Origin of the sequence: Neobacillus terrae, assembly GCF_011393025.1 — a bacterium.
Classification (GTDB): domain Bacteria; phylum Bacillota; class Bacilli; order Bacillales; family Cytobacillaceae; genus Neobacillus_A; species Neobacillus_A terrae.
This window is the reverse complement of record NZ_JAAOEO010000006.1, coordinates 35,958-52,433: the sequence shown is the minus strand read 5'-3', so window position 1 is coordinate 52,433 and position 16,476 is coordinate 35,958. Positions and strand designations below refer to the sequence as shown.

The 16,476-nt window shown below is 37.7% G+C and carries 17 protein-coding genes and 1 pseudogene; 10 read left to right on the top strand and 8 right to left on the bottom strand.

Annotated features, from left to right (window positions below; genetic code table 11):
- The first annotated feature begins 195 nt into the window (after positions 1 to 195).
- The 3 genes from G8761_RS10445 to G8761_RS10435 are packed head-to-tail and all read left to right on the top strand — an operon-like array spanning position 196 to position 3,278.
- Complete coding sequence (locus G8761_RS10445; protein ID WP_243449976.1) at positions 196 to 2,544, top strand: AAA family ATPase; 2,349 nt, start codon at positions 196 to 198, stop codon at positions 2,542 to 2,544.
- Positions 2,541 to 2,972: an acyl-CoA thioesterase gene (locus G8761_RS10440; protein WP_166026320.1), complete on the top strand. Its 432-nt coding sequence runs from the start codon at positions 2,541 to 2,543 to the stop codon at positions 2,970 to 2,972. The genes G8761_RS10445 and G8761_RS10440 overlap by 4 nt, the downstream gene beginning before the upstream one ends.
- Before the next feature lie 12 nt (positions 2,973 to 2,984).
- A complete protein-coding gene (locus G8761_RS10435; RefSeq protein ID WP_166026318.1) occupies positions 2,985 to 3,278 on the top strand; it encodes a hypothetical protein in 294 nt (97 codons plus the stop codon).
- 338 nt (positions 3,279 to 3,616) lie between these two features.
- Here G8761_RS10435 and G8761_RS10430 read toward each other — a convergent pair whose 3' ends face one another.
- The 5 genes from G8761_RS10430 to plsY form a co-directional block, all read right to left on the bottom strand.
- On the bottom strand, positions 3,617 to 3,907 hold the full coding sequence (locus G8761_RS10430; protein WP_166026316.1) for a HesB/YadR/YfhF family protein: 291 nt from the start codon (positions 3,905 to 3,907) through the stop codon (positions 3,617 to 3,619).
- Positions 3,908 to 4,115: 208 nt separating this feature from the next.
- A complete protein-coding gene (locus tag G8761_RS10425) occupies positions 4,116 to 5,264 on the bottom strand; it encodes a CapA family protein (RefSeq protein ID WP_243449975.1) in 1,149 nt (382 codons plus the stop codon).
- A 436-nt stretch (positions 5,265 to 5,700) separates the two neighbouring features.
- A complete protein-coding gene (locus G8761_RS10420) occupies positions 5,701 to 5,901 on the bottom strand; it encodes a hypothetical protein (RefSeq protein WP_166026312.1) in 201 nt (66 codons plus the stop codon).
- Between the two features lie 134 nt (positions 5,902 to 6,035).
- Entirely contained in the window at positions 6,036 to 7,178 is a 1,143-nt protein-coding gene (locus tag G8761_RS10415) for an ATP-binding protein (protein WP_166026311.1), read from the bottom strand.
- Between the two features lie 422 nt (positions 7,179 to 7,600).
- A complete protein-coding gene (plsY, locus tag G8761_RS10410) occupies positions 7,601 to 8,188 on the bottom strand; it encodes a glycerol-3-phosphate 1-O-acyltransferase PlsY (RefSeq protein ID WP_166026309.1) in 588 nt (195 codons plus the stop codon).
- Between the two features lie 172 nt (positions 8,189 to 8,360).
- Between plsY and G8761_RS10405 the strand changes: the two genes are divergently transcribed.
- From G8761_RS10405 to G8761_RS10375, 7 genes and pseudogenes are all read left to right on the top strand, one after another.
- Positions 8,361 to 8,654 carry a DUF3243 domain-containing protein gene (locus G8761_RS10405; protein ID WP_166026306.1) on the top strand — a complete coding sequence of 98 codons (294 nt, stop codon included), beginning with the start codon at positions 8,361 to 8,363 and terminating at the stop codon, positions 8,652 to 8,654.
- Positions 8,655 to 9,170: 516 nt separating this feature from the next.
- Complete coding sequence (gene chrA / locus G8761_RS10400) at positions 9,171 to 10,361, top strand: chromate efflux transporter (RefSeq protein WP_338000940.1); 1,191 nt, start codon at positions 9,171 to 9,173, stop codon at positions 10,359 to 10,361.
- A 100-nt stretch (positions 10,362 to 10,461) separates the two neighbouring features.
- Entirely contained in the window at positions 10,462 to 12,198 is a 1,737-nt protein-coding gene (locus G8761_RS10395; RefSeq protein ID WP_166026304.1) for a glycosyl hydrolase family 18 protein, read from the top strand.
- Between the two features lie 199 nt (positions 12,199 to 12,397).
- On the top strand, positions 12,398 to 12,544 hold the full coding sequence (locus tag G8761_RS10390; RefSeq protein ID WP_166026302.1) for a response regulator: 147 nt from the start codon (positions 12,398 to 12,400) through the stop codon (positions 12,542 to 12,544).
- Positions 12,537 to 12,893: a response regulator gene (locus G8761_RS10385; RefSeq protein ID WP_166026300.1), complete on the top strand. Its 357-nt coding sequence runs from the start codon at positions 12,537 to 12,539 to the stop codon at positions 12,891 to 12,893. The genes G8761_RS10390 and G8761_RS10385 overlap by 8 nt, the downstream gene beginning before the upstream one ends.
- Before the next feature lie 256 nt (positions 12,894 to 13,149).
- Positions 13,150 to 13,761 carry an NAD(P)H:quinone oxidoreductase gene (gene wrbA / locus G8761_RS10380; protein WP_166026298.1) on the top strand — a complete coding sequence of 204 codons (612 nt, stop codon included), beginning with the start codon at positions 13,150 to 13,152 and terminating at the stop codon, positions 13,759 to 13,761.
- Positions 13,762 to 13,931: 170 nt separating this feature from the next.
- Positions 13,932 to 14,204 (top strand): annotated as a pseudogene (locus G8761_RS10375) (IS3 family transposase); the annotation flags it as partial.
- Positions 14,205 to 14,832: 628 nt separating this feature from the next.
- Here the strand turns inward: G8761_RS10375 and G8761_RS10370 are convergent.
- From G8761_RS10370 to G8761_RS10360, 3 genes are all read right to left on the bottom strand, one after another.
- Positions 14,833 to 15,039: a hypothetical protein gene (locus tag G8761_RS10370; protein ID WP_166026294.1), complete on the bottom strand. Its 207-nt coding sequence runs from the start codon at positions 15,037 to 15,039 to the stop codon at positions 14,833 to 14,835.
- Between the two features lie 662 nt (positions 15,040 to 15,701).
- Positions 15,702 to 15,782: a YjcZ family sporulation protein gene (locus G8761_RS10365; RefSeq protein ID WP_420800246.1), complete on the bottom strand. Its 81-nt coding sequence runs from the start codon at positions 15,780 to 15,782 to the stop codon at positions 15,702 to 15,704.
- 55 nt (positions 15,783 to 15,837) lie between these two features.
- Entirely contained in the window at positions 15,838 to 15,963 is a 126-nt protein-coding gene (locus G8761_RS10360; RefSeq protein WP_166026289.1) for a YjcZ family sporulation protein, read from the bottom strand.
- Positions 15,964 to 16,476 lie beyond the last annotated feature (513 nt).

Genomic DNA, 16,476 nt, shown 5'->3' with positions numbered 1-16,476 from the left:
AGGGAAGGAGAAATAGAATAGAGCGAGTCTGAATGCCGATTTCTTTTGGAAAGGGGAAGAAAAAAAGCGTGAGCGAGTAATTCCTAATTTAGAAATAGGATTATGGCTTTTTTAGGTCCAGTTTCTTTTTTTAGCCTGCCGTTAATGGTTATGATAAGATATAAAAGGAAATTTGGATGAAGAAGTGATGAAAATTTGAATAAACAAAAAGTTAGTACAGCGAATTTAAATGAAATGATAAATGTTTGGGAACAGCAGCTTGAAACGCATAGTAACCTTAAAAACGAGGCAGTCCTATATTCTTTAATCGATTCTCTTGATCAGGAAAAAGATAATGAACTTTTAAGCAAACTTCTCACGATAGCAGCTTTTTCACGAATGGAAAAAAAGCCAGGAGATACACTTGCTCTTGGCTGGCTTGAAAGAGCGGTTAAGCTGGATTCGGAAAATAGTAAAGCGTATTCTTTTTTACTTCAGTTTGAATGGAAAAAGAAAAGGAAACTGCTGAATCAGCTAAGTTTTCCTCCTATTAGAGAAACAGACAACCGGACAGCAAAGAAGAAAATCGCCGAGCAATATATACTTATATGCAGGAATTTTTTAGATTCTGCCGTAAACGACTTAGAGGAGTTGCAGTCAAAGCTCAGAAATACAATGGATTGGACTAATCCTGATTTAAAAAAGATTTATCAAAAAATCGTCACTCTTTTATCCGATGCGGTCGAGGTTACAGCTGAGCTCTTAAAGGCATCTGAGGAATACGAGGAGTCTATCATTGGAGTCTTTCATACTGCAGTTCATGTTCAGGATTTAAAACTCCATCTTTCTAAGCTGGAGGAAATTCAAAGTCTTTGGGAAGAACTATTCATAGAAGAGGAGCAGCCAGCTTTAGATGCCCCAAGGGCGCTTGAACAATTAAATCAAATGGTTGGTCTGACTGCTGTTAAAGAACGTATAAATAGCTTTTATAATTTTCTTAAATACCAAAGACAGCGAAAAAGCCTCGGATTTCAAACAAAGGATGATGTAAGTCTTAATATGGTTTTGACGGGGAACCCCGGAACAGGAAAAACTACTCTCGCCCGTCTGCTGGCCAAAGTATACTTTGAGCTGGGAGTCTTACCAAGGGAAGAGGTAATTGAGGCTGACCGTTCGCAATTAGTTGGTGCCTTTGTAGGACAAACTGAAGAAAATGTAAGAGCAATCGTTGAAAAAGCAGTGGGCGGAGTACTCTTTATCGATGAGGCTTACAGCTTAAAGCGGGAAGGACAGACTGGCAATGATTATGGTCAGACTGCCATAGATACCCTGGTATCTCTTATGACAGGCAGGGAGTATGGCGGAAAGTTTGCTGTCATTTTAGCGGGATATCCAGATGAAATGAGAACCTTTTTGGATTCTAACCCAGGACTTCAGAGCCGTTTTCCGCATTCCAACTTCATTCATTTGCCTGATTACAGTAATGATGAATTACTTGAAATAGCTGACCAATTTGCCAAAGAAAATGATTATATACTGACTGAGGATGCAAATATGGCATTATTGCAGAGGGTCGAACAGGAAAGAGTAGACGACACTTTTGGGAATGCACGAACTGTCCGCAATTTAATGCTAAACGCCATTTTTTTCAAAGGATCTAAGAAAACATCTAGTGACAGCAATATAATCCGCTTTACACTTTTAGAAAAAGAAGATTTTTCCCGCCCGTCTGATGAAAATTCGGATTCACCTATAGAAGAGTTAAATGGGTTAATTGGCCTCGGAGAAATTAAAGAAGAAGTTAAGTCTCTTATGGCTTTCGTGAAAATGCAGCAATACAGAAGAGAGCATAATCTTCCCCCAGTTCCGATACAGCTTCACGCAGTCTTTACCGGAAATCCTGGTACAGGTAAAACATCGGTTGCCAAAATATATGCTGGATTATTAAAAGAATACGGAATTCTTAAGCGCGGCCATTTACTTGTTGCGAGCAGGGCGGATTTCGTAGCAGGATATGTTGGCCAGACTGCGTCAAAAACTAAGAAAAAAATCAGGCAAGCTCTGGGAGGCGTACTATTTATAGATGAAGCCTACTCACTTCTGGGTCATACGTCTGGAGATTTTGGTAAAGAAGTAATTGATACACTTGTCGATGAAATGACGAAGCATAATGAAAATTTGGTTGTTATACTTGCCGGTTACCCCAATGAAATGGAAAGTTTGCTCGAAAGCAATCCTGGCCTTCGGTCAAGGTTTAAGAAGTTTTTTCACTTTCCTGATTATACCGTTGAGGAGCTTTTTGCCATTATGTCATTTTACGCAGGAAAGTTCCAATATAGGATAACGGAAGAAGCCGAAGCACTTATCATGGATACCCTGCAGGATCGCTTTGTTCAAGGGAACGGCAGGTATGCTGCTAACCTCGTTGATGAAATAATCCAGGCACAGGCTATGCGTCTAATGAATAGCGGCTCCCTGGATGGAATGGATGAAAAAGCAGGATTATTAGAAAAAGAAGATGCAGAAAAAGCGCTGAACAAAGCTGGAAAAGGGGATAGCTTATGATAGTCGGAACAAAGGAAATAGAGGTACGATATGCAGAAACCGACCAAATGGGAGTAGTTTATCATGCAAATTATCTGATTTGGATGGAACTGGGAAGAACAAGCTTTATAGAGAAACTTGGATTTAATTATGCTGCAATGGAGCGTGATGGTATCATTTCCCCTGTCATTGATATTCAGGCCTCCTATAAAAAACCCGTGAGATATGGAGAAAAAGCTACAGTAAAAACCTGGGTTGAAGAGTACGATGGACTTCGAGTAACTTATGGATATGAGATCCTGACAGAATCAGGTGAAATAGCTTTGATTGGTAATTCTAAACATGTATGTGTTAAAAAGGATAGCTTCAGACCCATATCCCTTAAACGATTATTTCCTGAATGGCATGAAGCTTATGAAAATGTAAAAAAACAGCATGCTGCTGAATAAAGGAAGATACTTATGGCCTTCGGAATAAAAAAAGAAGAAGTTAGGGAATGGAAGAGAAAGATAGATAAAGGTGAAATTGCCTTTTTAACACATTATTGGCTTGATGACCGGTTTCCAGACTGTAAGTCAGTTACAAAAGCAGGCTGCGCCAATCTAAAACAGCTTGCCGAATGGGGTAAAAAGTATGGGCTTAAAAAGGAATGGATTCATATTAGAAAAGATGGGTATTCCCATTTTGACCTGCTTGGAGACAAACAAAAGGAAGTATTGGTTCAGGAAGGATATTCTGATCAGCTATTACAATAAAAGAGGCGGCATAATTGCCGTCTCTTTTAATACTTTCTATTTCCAGCACCTAGCAAGTTTCCATCATTGATAAGCTTCTTGGAGTATCTTGCATCAAGTATGGCGGTTAGGTGATACTTGATTGAGCTAATGTCAATCCACTTCTCCCTGGGATAAACAAATGCAAATGCATTTTCGTAATTGATTTGATGTAAACGAATAATGTGCTACTGAGACATAGATTAAAAAAAGAAGTGATTTTCTAAATCGTCACAAAGCTGCACGTTGTGATTTCAAAGAAGTGACGTGGGTGATGTTTAGAGAGCGGCTGCTTCACTGAAAAGGTGCTTACCTTTTTCTTATTTATCATAATTAAATACTGGTTCGTCAGCCTGCTCATGGAAGGAAACGGATAAATCATGTCCATCAAAGTACCAAACGTCTTTTTCTTCTATATAAAAAGTAATTCCATCTTTTTCTGTTTTCACTGCAGCATCAGTTGGCTCTTCTGTGGAGATTCCAAGCGAAAAACCGCTTTGCACTGTACTGCAGCCGCCATAACGAACATAGAAACGAACAAAGTCTCCAGGTTTTAAATCCATTTCTCTTTTATACCACGCTGCTGCCTGATCGTTTATTATAATATTCATTAAAATCTCCTTCCGCATTCCACGGTGTTAAAATCTTAGTATATGTTATTCATTATAAAAGAACTTGGAGAAAGAATCGAGAAAGGAGCTTTTGCGTGGGAAATCAAAAGGAGATTATTTTTTATTAAGAAGGGGAATGGTAGGGTATAAAGGAGTTTCGATAGATTATAAAAAACACCCGGCATGCTGCCGAGTATTTTAAAAACTATTATTTAAGCCACTGAGTCATAAACTTCTCTATTTCGTTATTTTTGGCAGCAGCTTCCGAAAAACCGTAAGTTCCTGCCTGTCGAAGTGGAACGACTCTGTAGTTTTTGAGATGCTGCTGAGCAACAAAGGTTGGCTGGAATAAGGGATTTGAAAGCTCGATCCTCTTGCCATTATGATCAACACTTTTTGTAACTTCAACTGACGCCATTCCTCCAATATCCTTATAATCTCTCATCTGGCCGGAGATAAAATTCCCCAGTGAATAGACTGTAAGTACCTTGCGTCCATCTTTAGCTTTTATCCACTCCATTGGTTGGAGTACATGAGGATGGGAACCAAAAATGACGTCTGCTCCCTGATCTGCGAGGAAGCGGGCAAGTTCCTTTTGGTCTTCGGTAGGATATCTTTGATATTCATTTCCCCAGTGAATACTCATGATAACGACATCTGCTTGTGTTCTTGCTCGGTGGATTTCTTCACTCATTTGTTCTCTGTTAATGATATTAACCAAATAGTCTTTACCAAAGGGAACAGGAATCCCATTTGTACCATAGGTATAGGACAAGAAGGCTATTTTGATACCTTTTTTATTTATAATTCTCAAGGCTTCCTGATCCTTCTTATCTGTAAAGCTTCCAACATGAGGAAGTCCTATGCTGTCTAAATATTTAGTTTCAGAGAAAATTCCTTTTTCTCCTTTATCGAGCGCATGGTTATTTGCAGTAGAAACTATATCAACACCAGCATTAACTAGTGCATTTGCCACTTCATGAGGGCTATTAAACATTGGATAGCTGGAAAGACCCATTTCTGTGCCCCCCAGAGTGCTTTCCTGGTTGGCAGTTAATATATCCGGTGTTTCCATCATTTCTTTAACAGGCTGAAAAATAAGATTAAAATCATAATGTGTTCCTCGATGGGCATCTTGATAAACCCAGTCATGTATTAGAATGTCTCCAATGGCGGCAACTGTGATTTTTTCAGTAATCGTTTTTCCCTCCAGACTATAAGTCCGCGGGGAGAGTTTTGTTGATGCATACTCTTTGGTCTTTGCTTCTGCCTTGTGATACTGTTTAAACAGTAAAGAGGATGAAATAGCAAAGCAGGCCAGAAGAATAAACAGGGAATAAGCGGTTAATTTTTTCATCTTCATCTCCTAAAAATACAATTTTTTCATGTTTAGGACAAAATATGCTATATACCCATTATGCAGGTTAATTTGATTATTTTAAATAGTTTTTTTTTGGAAAGAAGGAGGAGATTCTATGTTTAAATTGTCGGGGAAGGCACAGGAAATGTTAAAGAATGCCGTAAATAGAGAAAAGAAAACAGAGGATGAACAGCTGTTTGTCCGACTAACCATGGGAATTGGCTGAGGCGGCCCTAAATTAAATCTGTCTCTGGAAGAGCAGAAACTTCAAAATGACCAGCTGTATGAATTCGACGGTTTAAATATTTTAATCCATGAAAAGGATCATGTATATTTTAACAATACCAAGCTGGATTATATAAAAGATGTCTTTGGAAACGGAAAATTTCAATTGTTAAGAATATAAAAAAGCGGATTCCCTGGGAGTCCGCTTTTATGCTGTTTCTAACGTATCCTTTTCATCCATCTCGTCCAAAAACGCTAATAGTTCATCAAAATTATCAATCACCTTTACGGGAGATCCACTACATTCCAATCCTTCTGAATACTGATAAAATTCTACTCTGAACTCATCTTTTGATTCTGTACCAGAAGCTAAAACTGCATATACCAATGCATTCTTATTCAATGGCATATTTAAGATCTCCTTCCATATTAGGACTTACTTTTATTTTACAAGATCTTGCTCCTTCATGAACCTGTTACTTTTGACTATAAGGTGACAAGAAATGCAGTTAAATGCCTTATCAATCAACTTTACAGTCTGAATTAAGCCCCTTCATGAGATATACTCATTTCCTTTGAAAAGAGACTAGATGGAAAGCAAAGCTTGAATATAGTACCAGTACCTGGAAGGCTGTCAACTTGAATGGTTCCGCCGTTTTCTTCAATAATTTTCTTACAAACACTAAGACCAATTCCGGTTCCTTTTTCCTTCGTTGTATAAAAGGGAAGGAAAAGGTTTTTTATTGTTTCAGGAGACATACCTGAACCATTATCCTTTATACTAATCGTCGCAATATCCTTGGTTACTCTTGTTAGAAGTACAATCAATCTTTCCGCAGCAGTTCCTGTTGATTCTTCAAACGCTTCCATGCTGTTTTTTATCATATTTATTAATACCTGTTTTAACTGGTTAGTATCTATTTTCAGGTTAATGTCTTCCACATCTAGAATCGTCTGGATATGTATATTTCTTAGGATGGCTTCACTCTCATAAAGCATAGCTATATCCTTAACAAGGTGATTTACCGACCGTTTATGTCTGGCTTCGACTTCAGGCTTCGCTGCGTTTAAAAACTCAAAGATAATGCTGTTAGCTCTATTAATTTCCTCCAGGGCAATATCCGCATATTGTTCTTTGCCAATTTCTTTTAAGTAGGGTTTTAATAGCTGAATAAAGCCTTTTACTGTTGTAAGTGGATTTCTAATTTCATGCGCTATGCCTGCAGCCAGATTTTCAATATTATCCCGCCGTTCAGCCTTAATAGCAGCTTCCTTTAAAACTTCCACACTTTTTTCAAGGTATTCTTTCTTATCTGCAAGCTCCAGATTATATTGTTTTAATTTTTGTTCAACCCTGTCCATCATCTCCTGCAATTCCGCCAATTCAGTACTAATCGGAAGGCAATAGAGGTGAAGGCTTCCATAGGGGTCCTTTGCTTTATAGATCTGATAAAAACGCTTCTGGTTTTTTTCGTTCATTGGAACTTCAATTGATTTTATTTCACCCTCTGATAATAAGAATTGAATGGTATCTTCTTGAAATTGAATATCAATTAATTGAATAAAATCATCGGTTCCCGGAAAAACTTCCAGCGCTTTTAGAGAGGAGGCCTTAAATTCCATCGATTTATTGAAAATAAAATATGGAAAAGGCACTTCTTTTATAAATAAACCATTCAAATCCATCCATTCCCATCCTTTAAAGAAAAATAGAATCTTTTGTTCATTTTATTTTAATTGAGTGATAATCATTCCGGATTATGTATTATTTAGAGCTAAAAACTCAGATACTATTATAATATCAAACTTTCATTGTAATTTACAATGTCTTACAAATTAAGAAAAAACAACTAAAATGGAGAGATTACGACAGGAAAAGACAATATCATATAAAAAACTTGAGAGGCAAAGGATATAGGCTGGCTTGGCATCTTCTCCGCTGAAAAGGGGGCCTCATGACAAGGAAGGGTACAGAGGAGACCTAGAATCGCATGAAGGGAAATAGCAGGTTTAGGAGGAAGTGGCGAATTTAGCCTTTCACCTATTAATAGGTGCATGCGCCAAAAAAGTCAACGTAAAAAAGGCTTTAAAGAAACCAAGAGGTTTCATTAAAGCCTTTTAATTTTGGGCTCAGTTTTATTAATAATTCGTTTAATGTTAGCTCTATGACGATAAAAAACAAACAAAGCCAATAGTGAAACAACGATTATAAGGGGGATATCCCTATTCACGAAAATGGCGAACAATAAAGCCGTCAAGGCTGCCACCATGGAAGACAGAGAAACATACTTTGTAAGGTACAAGGATAGAATGAACACGACCAGAACGGTTATAAATAGAGCAGGTGCACAAAATAGGAGAATTCCCCCTGATGTTGCCACTGCTTTACCACCTCTAAAGCCTGCAAAAATCGGATACATATGTCCCACTACAGCAATGATCCCTGCAAAGAGTGGATTTAAATCGGAATGAAATATGACTGGCAAGGCTGCCGCCAGTGTTCCTTTTAGAATGTCAGCAAGAGTAACTGCTATACCTGCCTTTTTCCCAAGAGTTCGGAATGAGTTTGTCCCACCAAGATTTCCGCTTCCGTGCTCGCGAATATCGATCCCGTAAAAAACCTTTCCAATAATCAGTCCGGAAGGTATTGAACCGAGCAAATAGGCCAGGATCACGATTATGATTGTTATTGCCATTAAAAATTTCCCCTTCTTAATTAGATCCAGTGCTTTTATTGTACCATTTTTTTATAAAAACGCCATCCCGCCTTTTAAAATCACACAGCATATTCGATGTGCTGAGAAGAGTTTATTAATCCTGTCACGGGGAATCGTAGAGGGAACCTAAAATATTAAAGGAGTGATAAAGATGGACAAGCAATTAAATGAAGGCAAGTTACAAAACGAAGTGAATAAAAATGAAGAGGTTATGTCTAACTTTAATGAGTTTAAAAGCTTTTTGCAAGGAAAGGTAGAAATGGGAGAAAAATTAGGAATGGGTGAGGAGCAACTTGCAAAGGCTGCCGAAAAGGTAGCTGGTTTCCTTGCTGAAAATCAATCTCCAAAGAATAGTGAAGAACGATTACTACAGGAACTTTGGAAGGTTGGAACTGAAGAAGAGAAACATAACCTGGCTCACATGCTAGTCAAATTTGTCCAATAAGATAAATTTTTTTTAATTTTATGAAACGATAGCCAGATTAATAAACATGTAAAAATAAAAATGGTTCCTTCGGGGACCTTTTTTTATTTAGCTCTTTTCTAAAAGATTGTTGCAATTTGAAGATACTGTGAGCAAAAATAGACGAGACTCCTCGAAAATGCATTCACATTTTCTTCGTGCGGTGATGATTCACCGAAGCAATCTCAACGTCCTGCGGAAAAAGCAAGCCAGGCGAGACCCCGCAGGTCACAAGTGACCGAGGAGGCGGCCATAGAATATTCGAAGAAGCTGACCTTTAGCTCGTCGAAAATCTGCAAGTAGTGGCACACAGATGTTTATCACGAATTTATTTACAGGCAGAAGCCTGATTGCCCGCGGAAAGCGAGTCTATGTTTGCTTTTAAAAACAACAAAGTTTACCAAAAGAGCCTTTTATTTATAAATTATTACCTTCTTTTTTTATAAAGAATTATAATTTATATGAAATTAATTAAACTTTAAAGGGAGGCTTTCGCTCGTGTCTGGCAATTCTGCCGAAAAATCAAAAATACATAGATTAAGGGAGCTTTTTCTTGTTTCCTTAAAGCTAGGGCTGTTATCATTTGGCGGACCAACAGCCCATATTGGGTACTTTCATAATGAATATGTTAAAAAGAAAAGATGGCTTGATGAAAAAGCTTTCGCAGATTTAGTTGCATTGTGTCAATTCCTTCCTGGACCGGCCAGCAGCCATGTTGGAATGGGGATTGGAATGATGAGGGCAGGTATAATAGGCGGTTTGGTTTCCTTTATGGGATTTACCCTTCCTTCTTCTATTTTACTTGTTTTATTTGCTATATTTCTTAAGGGGACAAATATTAGCAGTCAGGGATGGCTTCACGGATTAAAAATTGTTGTGGTAGTGATAGTCCTTCAGGCAGTACTTGATATGGGAAAAAAGCTGGCAAGCCAGAGGATAACAGCAACTATAGCGCTGCTTTCTGCTGCCACTGTTCTCATTTGGAATCAAGGCGCTGTACAAATTTTTGTGATTTTAATAGCTTCTGTATTTGGCTGGTGGTTTTTAAAAAAGAAAACTGACAATATGGTCACTGCTTTTTCGATTGATATAGACAGAAAAACATCAACAATTGCTCTTTTTCTTTTCTTTTTATTATTGGTATTACTGCCCCTTTTAAGCTATTACAATGGTTCAGTTAGTCTTCAATTATTTGATAAATTCTTTAGAAGTGGTTCTCTTGTATTTGGAGGAGGCCATGTTGTGCTGCCATTACTTGAAAAAGAGTTTGTGCCTCAAGAATGGCTAAGCAAGGAATCATTTTTAGCAGGCTATGCCGCTGCTCAAGCTGTACCTGGACCTTTGTTTACCTTTTCATCTTATCTCGGAGCAGTGATTGGTGGATGGAAGGCTGCTCTTATGGCTACTATAGCCATTTTTTTGCCTGCATTTCTGTTAATTGCCGGTACCCTTCCTTTTTGGGAGAAGTTAAGAAAAAAATCAGCAGTATCAGGTATGCTTGCAGGTGTGAATGCAGCGGTGGTTGGGTTACTGCTGGCAGCTTTATATAATCCTATTTTTACAAGTGCTATTCAATCAGGGAAAGAATTTGCAATCGGTTGTATTTTATTTGGCACTTCTTCATTCTGGAAAGCTTCTCCATGGATGATTGTACTGCTAGGGGCAGCAGCTGGATATCTATTTTTATAACAGGAATCTCTAATTTTGAGATTCTTTTTTTCTTTTTAATTCCAAAACGCCTTTTCATTTCCATGGGTTTTTTATACAGTAGAATGAAGGGGGAAATTGAATGGCTCGAATAGAATATCACAAACAGAAAACACCTGCATTTAAATGGATAATAGGCTGGACATTAGTAATTTTATTTCTAACCTCATCTATTATTCTTCTTATTTCGTACCCTTTTGCCTCAAACGAAAGGAAATCCTATTTTCAGGGCAGCAATCCAATCATTTATCACGGAAGCACAAAAGGAAATGCGCTATTTTCATCAAAGGAACTTTATCTTCCTTTCGATTTTTTTAAAAAATACCTGGATCCTAATTTGGTTTATGATGAAAAATCCAAATCTGTCATTTTAACGACTAAAGATAAAGTCCTGCAAATGCCTGAAAATTCACTTACTTATTTTAATAATAGGAAGCCCGCGAAATCGTCCTATCCAACTGTTTTATCAAAAGATGGGAAGTTATATTTAGCTGCTGCTCCATTAGCAGGCTATTATGCAATCCAATATCGACAGCTTCCTAAAAGTGGTGCGATCCTTATTGAGAAGGATGGGGATATCTACTTTAAAGGCAATATTGAAAATAATAAAATAAAAAAGGCAAAGTTAAGGCTTAGAACTGGTCCCGGTTTGGATTTTCCTTATACTGCTGAAACTGTTCTTGGGGAACATGTCCGAATTGAAAAGGAAATAAATGATTATTATTTTGTCAGAAAAGAAGATGGTGCTGCAGGATATATAAATAAGGATTACGTCCAAAGAGGTGAAAAAGCAGAGATCGTCATAAGCCATCAGGTGGAAAATAAGCCTCTTCCTCTATTAAAAAGTCCAATACAATTAACCTGGGAGGCTGTTTACAGTAAAACACCTGACTTTTCAAAAATTTCTCCGATGCCTGGGGTTAATGTCATCTCACCAACCTGGTTTTCCCTTACAGAAGCCGATGGAACCATTAAAAACCTTGCTTCTCTTCCGTATAGCCAGCAAGCAAAAGCAAAGGGGTATAAAATCTGGGGGTTATTTTCAAATGGATTTAATCCCGAGCTGACACATCAAGCGTTTAAAGATTTTAGTATAAGAGATAAAATAATTCAGCAACTTGTAGCTTTTACGCAAAAGTACCAGCTGGACGGCGTTAATTTTGATATTGAAAATGTCGATCCTAAGGACGGTCCGCTCGTCACACAATTTATGAGAGAAGCTGTACCTTATCTTCATGCAGAGGGCAAAACCGTTTCCATGGATATTACATTTGCTGCAGGGTACAGTAACTGGTCCTCATTTTATGAAAGAGACAAACTTTCAAAGGTTGCTGATTACCTGATTGTCATGGCATATGATGAGCATACAGGAAAATCAACCGGTGCAGGCAGTGTCGCTAGCTTTCCTTGGGTTGAAGACAATCTTCAAAATCTTTTAAAAGAAGTACCGGGAGAAAAATTAATACTCGGTGTTCCGCTTTATACAAGACTTTGGAAAGAAGCAGTATTGGAAGACGGAAGCACTGAGCTTTCGGTACAGGCATTATCCATGGATAAAGTAAAGGCTTGGATAAAAGAAAAGAAGCTAGTTCCTAAATACGATAGTGCCAGCGGCCAAAACTATGCAGAGTACCTCGATTCTAATGAAAAAGCCACCTATAGAGTGTGGATAGAAGACGAACAATCCCTTAAAAAGCGTGCTCATTTAGTGAGTAAATATAAACTTGCGGGTCTAGGCAGCTGGTCACGTTACTTTGCAGATCAGTCAGCATGGACAGCGTTGCAGTTAAACTTAGAAAAGGAAGTAAGTAAAAAATAGCTCTTTTATATATTAACATAAGCTATATTAAAATAAATTTATTACAAAAATGCGGATAGTTTTCAAACTATTAAAGCAATTTATTGTAGAAGCAGCTATATGTCAATATAATTTAATTAATAAGACAACAAGTGAAACCGGCCAATGTCCTTATTGGCCGGTTTTTACATACCAGATCATTTTTGAAAGGGGCGGGCCCATGCCAAAACCCCATGGGCAATTAGCGAAATACAACTATCATAATGTCAGAGTCCTTTATGTTGAAGATGAAGCCGAGTCAAGGGAAAAACTTCTTCGTGTTCTTAACCGCCGCTTTTCTGATATTCATGTTGCACTTGATGGTTGAAGAAGGATATGAACTTTATCACCGTCTGTTACCTGATTTGATCATAACAGATATTAAGATGAACCAGCTTAGCGGGCTGAATATGATCGAGAAAATCCGGGAACACAGTGATAAGGTTCAAATTATTGTTACGATTGCACATGATGATAATGAGTTTTTTATTCAGTCCATAGAAAACAACGTAAACCATTTCATCCTTAAGCCAATCGATTTGAATAAATTTCATCAGGCTATCCAAAAGCCTGTTTACGAGGTACAGCTTGAAAAGGAGTTGGAAAAACAAAAGAAACTTACCAGAACCATACTTGATTTTCAGGAAAACCTTATATTTGTTGTCGAAAATGTTTAGATTCTAGAGTGAAAAAAGGTGTATAACATTAGCAACTTCCTTTTGGTGCGGAATTGGCTTTATGGATGCTAAGGGGTCTAATGCTGAACAGCCAGTTACCATAATAGGGCAGTGGCAACTACAGGCGGGTAATGCATTGTTTTAGAAGAAAAGGCGAATAATAGGAATAAAACAAGCTATTATAATAGGTGGTGCATTTACTGTGGGTTTTTTGGCGAAACTATTTGGGAAAAAACCAAACAAGGAGGATGATAAAATGACAAATGTAAAATTAGCAGTAATTTTCTACAGTATGGGCGGAACAAACTTCCAACTTTCAAAGTGGGCTGAAGAAGGTGCAAAACAAGCTGGTGCCGATGTAAAAATATTTAAAGTCCAAGAATTGGCTCCTCAATCAGTGGTTGAGGGGAATGAAGTATGGAAACGCACAACAGAAGCAACTAAAGATATCCCAGTTGTAACTTCAAATGATCTTGAATGGGCAGATGCAATTATTTTTAGCGTTCCTACCAGGTTCGGAAACATGCCTTCCCAAATGAAGCAATTTCTTGATACTCAAGGTGGTTTATGGGCTACTGGTAAAACAGTAAACAAAGTAGTTAGCGCTATGACTTCTGCTCAGAATCCACATGGCGGACAAGAAGCAACCATTCTTTCATTATATACTTCAATGATGCACTGGGGTGCCATAATTGTACCTCCGGGTTACACTGATCCTATTTTATTTGGAGCAGGTGGAAACCCATATGGAACAAGTGTCACAGTTGGTGAAGATGGAAAAATGATAGGCGATGTAGAAGGTGCGGTAAAACATCAGGCGAAACGTACAGTTACCGTGGCAGAATGGGTTAAGAAAGGAAATCAATAATTTTTAGGCTTTTCAATAAGAACTGGCAGGTATTCCAGAAGTGCCCGCTCTATCGTTAATCTAGCGATTCACATAAAAATTAGGGGAAGGTCCTCACTCCCCTAATTTTTATTGCTCTCCGTTACTTCTCTAGCTCGGTTTCTGTAGCATAGTTTGCGAGATGATACAAACAGAACCAGCTGATTGACAAAGTACTGAAGACGTTTGATATCAAGCGATCGCTCAGCATGAAAGGCTGCCCCTATGATAATGCAGTAGCAGAGGCAACGTTCAAGATTGTTAAAACAGAGTTTGTAAGAGGACAGCATTTTACTAGTTTAGAGGAATTAACGAGAGAATTACAAGACTATGTCCATTGGTTTAATCACATTCGTATTCACGGAACGTTAGGGTATTTAAGTCCCATTGAATACAAACTTGAACACCTTAAAAAAACTGTCTAGTTTAGTGTTGACAATCCACTTGTGGTCTTACCTATGATTTTGATTTTAATAGTATCAAGTGCACTTTATAAAGCGAAGGACGATAGTGATGAATATATAAATCTGAGTAAGACACAACTTCCGCTACGACGCAAAAAATATTACAAGAGAATCCTGAAGGTGAAAAATTCAATATTTATTATGATGAAAAATATACTTATGTATTATATAAAGCTGACCATAAAATTAATGAATATATGAAAACAGATTTAACACTGAATAAGCAGAATGGAAATTATGTTGTTAATGCGGTTATGGACATAGTAACAAACGAAAATAATGTTTCATACGAGAAGATAATTAGGTTTAAGAATGTCCCTAAAAAAGATATTGAGCTAAATGAAATCGACAAGAGATAAACCTCTTTATTGCACTAAAGGGCAGGTTAGTTCAATAATAATACCTTTTAAAATCAAAGTAGCCACCTCCTGAATAACAGAGTAAGGAAGCACCCGATGGTGGAGCTTCCTTTCAGGGGTTAATGTTTGACAACTGTTAAAAGTTTAATATTCTCTTTTGTGTTTTTTGCCGTCTTTATGATGATTATCACAGTTGCAATTCACAACAACAATTGGATTTCCAATATTTCTTAAAGTAACAGTGTCAGTGTCATTTTGTGCCTGCGCTTGATTTTGCCGTGAAGCTGTGCTTGCAGTTGAGCTTGGAGTTGAGCTTGAAGTTCCACCTGTCGCTGATTTTGAGCTTGTACTACACGTTGAGTCTGTAACTGAGTTAGAAGTTGCTCTTGAAGAACTTCTTGGATTCCCCTTAGCATTTCTCTGACTTTTTCATCCATAAGAACCACCTCCTTATGTTGAGTTATTAGCAATATATGAGAAACATAAATTGTTTGAAATGGACAAGCGTGGAATCTTAAAATCAATGATCAGGACGGCTACATTTCCTAATTTCATTTTTAATGAGCTTATTGGGGCAGCATTTTCCTATGCTATTTGGGAAGGTTAGTTTAAGAAGGGGTTGCAGCCTCAACTCCTTTTGATTTGTGCTAACGGGCAGTTTAGTTGAATAAGATTAGTTTCACTGCAGGATTTTTCTCAGACAAAAAATGCGTTAATCATGAAGGATTAACGCATCCGTTAGCGCAGTTCTGAAAATCCGCAGCTTAACCTTAAGCCCTTGAGAGAGGTAATTCATAAAAACTTATGTTATATATCTTAGAAAATACGACGTCCTCTACTAAAGAAAGCAAAGACAAAAACAAATGCAAAAAATCTTCTTCTTCCGAATCCATCTCGTATAAATACTCCTCTTGGGGGGTCAACTCCGTCCATTATACCCCTATGAACTCGGCCGTCTCTTGTTCTAATTTCTACTGGTTGTCCTATATGTCTCATTAAATTTGGCATTTTAATCCCCCTTTCATATTAGCGTAATTTATGAAAAGGACAGATTATTTCAACCTGTCCTAAACGTATAAAGCAGTTTGCCTGTCCTTATTTAGTATCCGCCTGTAAAAGCAGTACCGACGATAACCAACAAGATGAACAATACCACGATTAAAGCAAAAGCTGTTCCCATTCCTTTGTGTCCGTCAGACATATTCAACACCTCCACTATCAAATAGGCGATGCCCTTAGTACCCTGACCACATAACTGCACCAACAATGATTAATAGAATAAACAGCACTACGATTAAAGCAAAGTTTGTACCCATGCCACCACCGTAGCCATATCCACCGCCGTAAGATCCGTAACCCATAATTATCACCACCTTTTTCTGTGTGAGAAGCCATTTAACATTCTCATTACAATCATATGAAGTTTTAGAAAAATAGTTTGGACAAACATCCTGCTTTAAAAAAATTCCATAAAAGTCTAAATCTCAATAGCAAAAAAGAGAAGCGTGGAGGGTACCTTCGCTTCTCTTTCTGGTGAGGAGAAAATATGGTATGGCGCATTGGCGGCTGAAAGGTTGTTTCACCTCTCACTTATACATTATTCTCAAGTAACAAAAAGGTGTTGGACGAGTTCCCTAAAACGAAGGAAAATTTTCTGAGGACGATTATTCAGGAGTCAGACATTTAAGATGAATACTCATTAGTTCAACTATATTTGTTTGCAAAAAAGAACTCTTAAATCACTTATCTCTATTATATCTATGCTTTTAAAAGCAGAATTTGAAGGAGAAGGTATTCCTACAAAAGTTACTCCGCAAGGAGGTATCCAATCACCTTTACTTTCCAAACCGAGAGGTAATTAGAAGTAATCGAAC

Bases quoted from the DNA above. Each gene is read 5' to 3' on its own strand.
- G8761_RS10395 (WP_166026304.1), top strand. From the start codon at position 10,462: ATGGCTCGAATAGAATATCACAAACAGAAAACACCTGCATTTAAATGG.
- G8761_RS10370 (WP_166026294.1), bottom strand. From the start codon at position 15,039: ATGGATGAAAAAGTCAGAGAAATGCTAAGGGGAATCCAAGAAGTTCTT.
- G8761_RS10435 (WP_166026318.1), top strand. From the start codon at position 2,985: ATGGCCTTCGGAATAAAAAAAGAAGAAGTTAGGGAATGGAAGAGAAAG.
- plsY (WP_166026309.1), bottom strand. From the start codon at position 8,188: ATGGCAATAACAATCATAATCGTGATCCTGGCCTATTTGCTCGGTTCA.
- G8761_RS10430 (WP_166026316.1), bottom strand. From the start codon at position 3,907: ATGAATATTATAATAAACGATCAGGCAGCAGCGTGGTATAAAAGAGAA.
- G8761_RS10405 (WP_166026306.1), top strand. From the start codon at position 8,361: ATGGACAAGCAATTAAATGAAGGCAAGTTACAAAACGAAGTGAATAAA.
- G8761_RS10360 (WP_166026289.1), bottom strand. From the start codon at position 15,963: ATGGGTTACGGATCTTACGGCGGTGGATATGGCTACGGTGGTGGCATG.
- G8761_RS10440 (WP_166026320.1), top strand. From the start codon at position 2,541: ATGATAGTCGGAACAAAGGAAATAGAGGTACGATATGCAGAAACCGAC.
- G8761_RS10390 (WP_166026302.1), top strand. From the start codon at position 12,398: ATGCCAAAACCCCATGGGCAATTAGCGAAATACAACTATCATAATGTC.
- G8761_RS10420 (WP_166026312.1), bottom strand. From the start codon at position 5,901: ATGCCATTGAATAAGAATGCATTGGTATATGCAGTTTTAGCTTCTGGT.
- G8761_RS10425 (WP_243449975.1), bottom strand. From the start codon at position 5,264: ATGAAAAAATTAACCGCTTATTCCCTGTTTATTCTTCTGGCCTGCTTT.
- G8761_RS10365 (WP_420800246.1), bottom strand. From the start codon at position 15,782: ATGGGAACAGCTTTTGCTTTAATCGTGGTATTGTTCATCTTGTTGGTT.
- wrbA (WP_166026298.1), top strand. From the start codon at position 13,150: ATGACAAATGTAAAATTAGCAGTAATTTTCTACAGTATGGGCGGAACA.
- G8761_RS10385 (WP_166026300.1), top strand. From the start codon at position 12,537: ATGGTTGAAGAAGGATATGAACTTTATCACCGTCTGTTACCTGATTTG.
- G8761_RS10415 (WP_166026311.1), bottom strand. From the start codon at position 7,178: ATGGATTTGAATGGTTTATTTATAAAAGAAGTGCCTTTTCCATATTTT.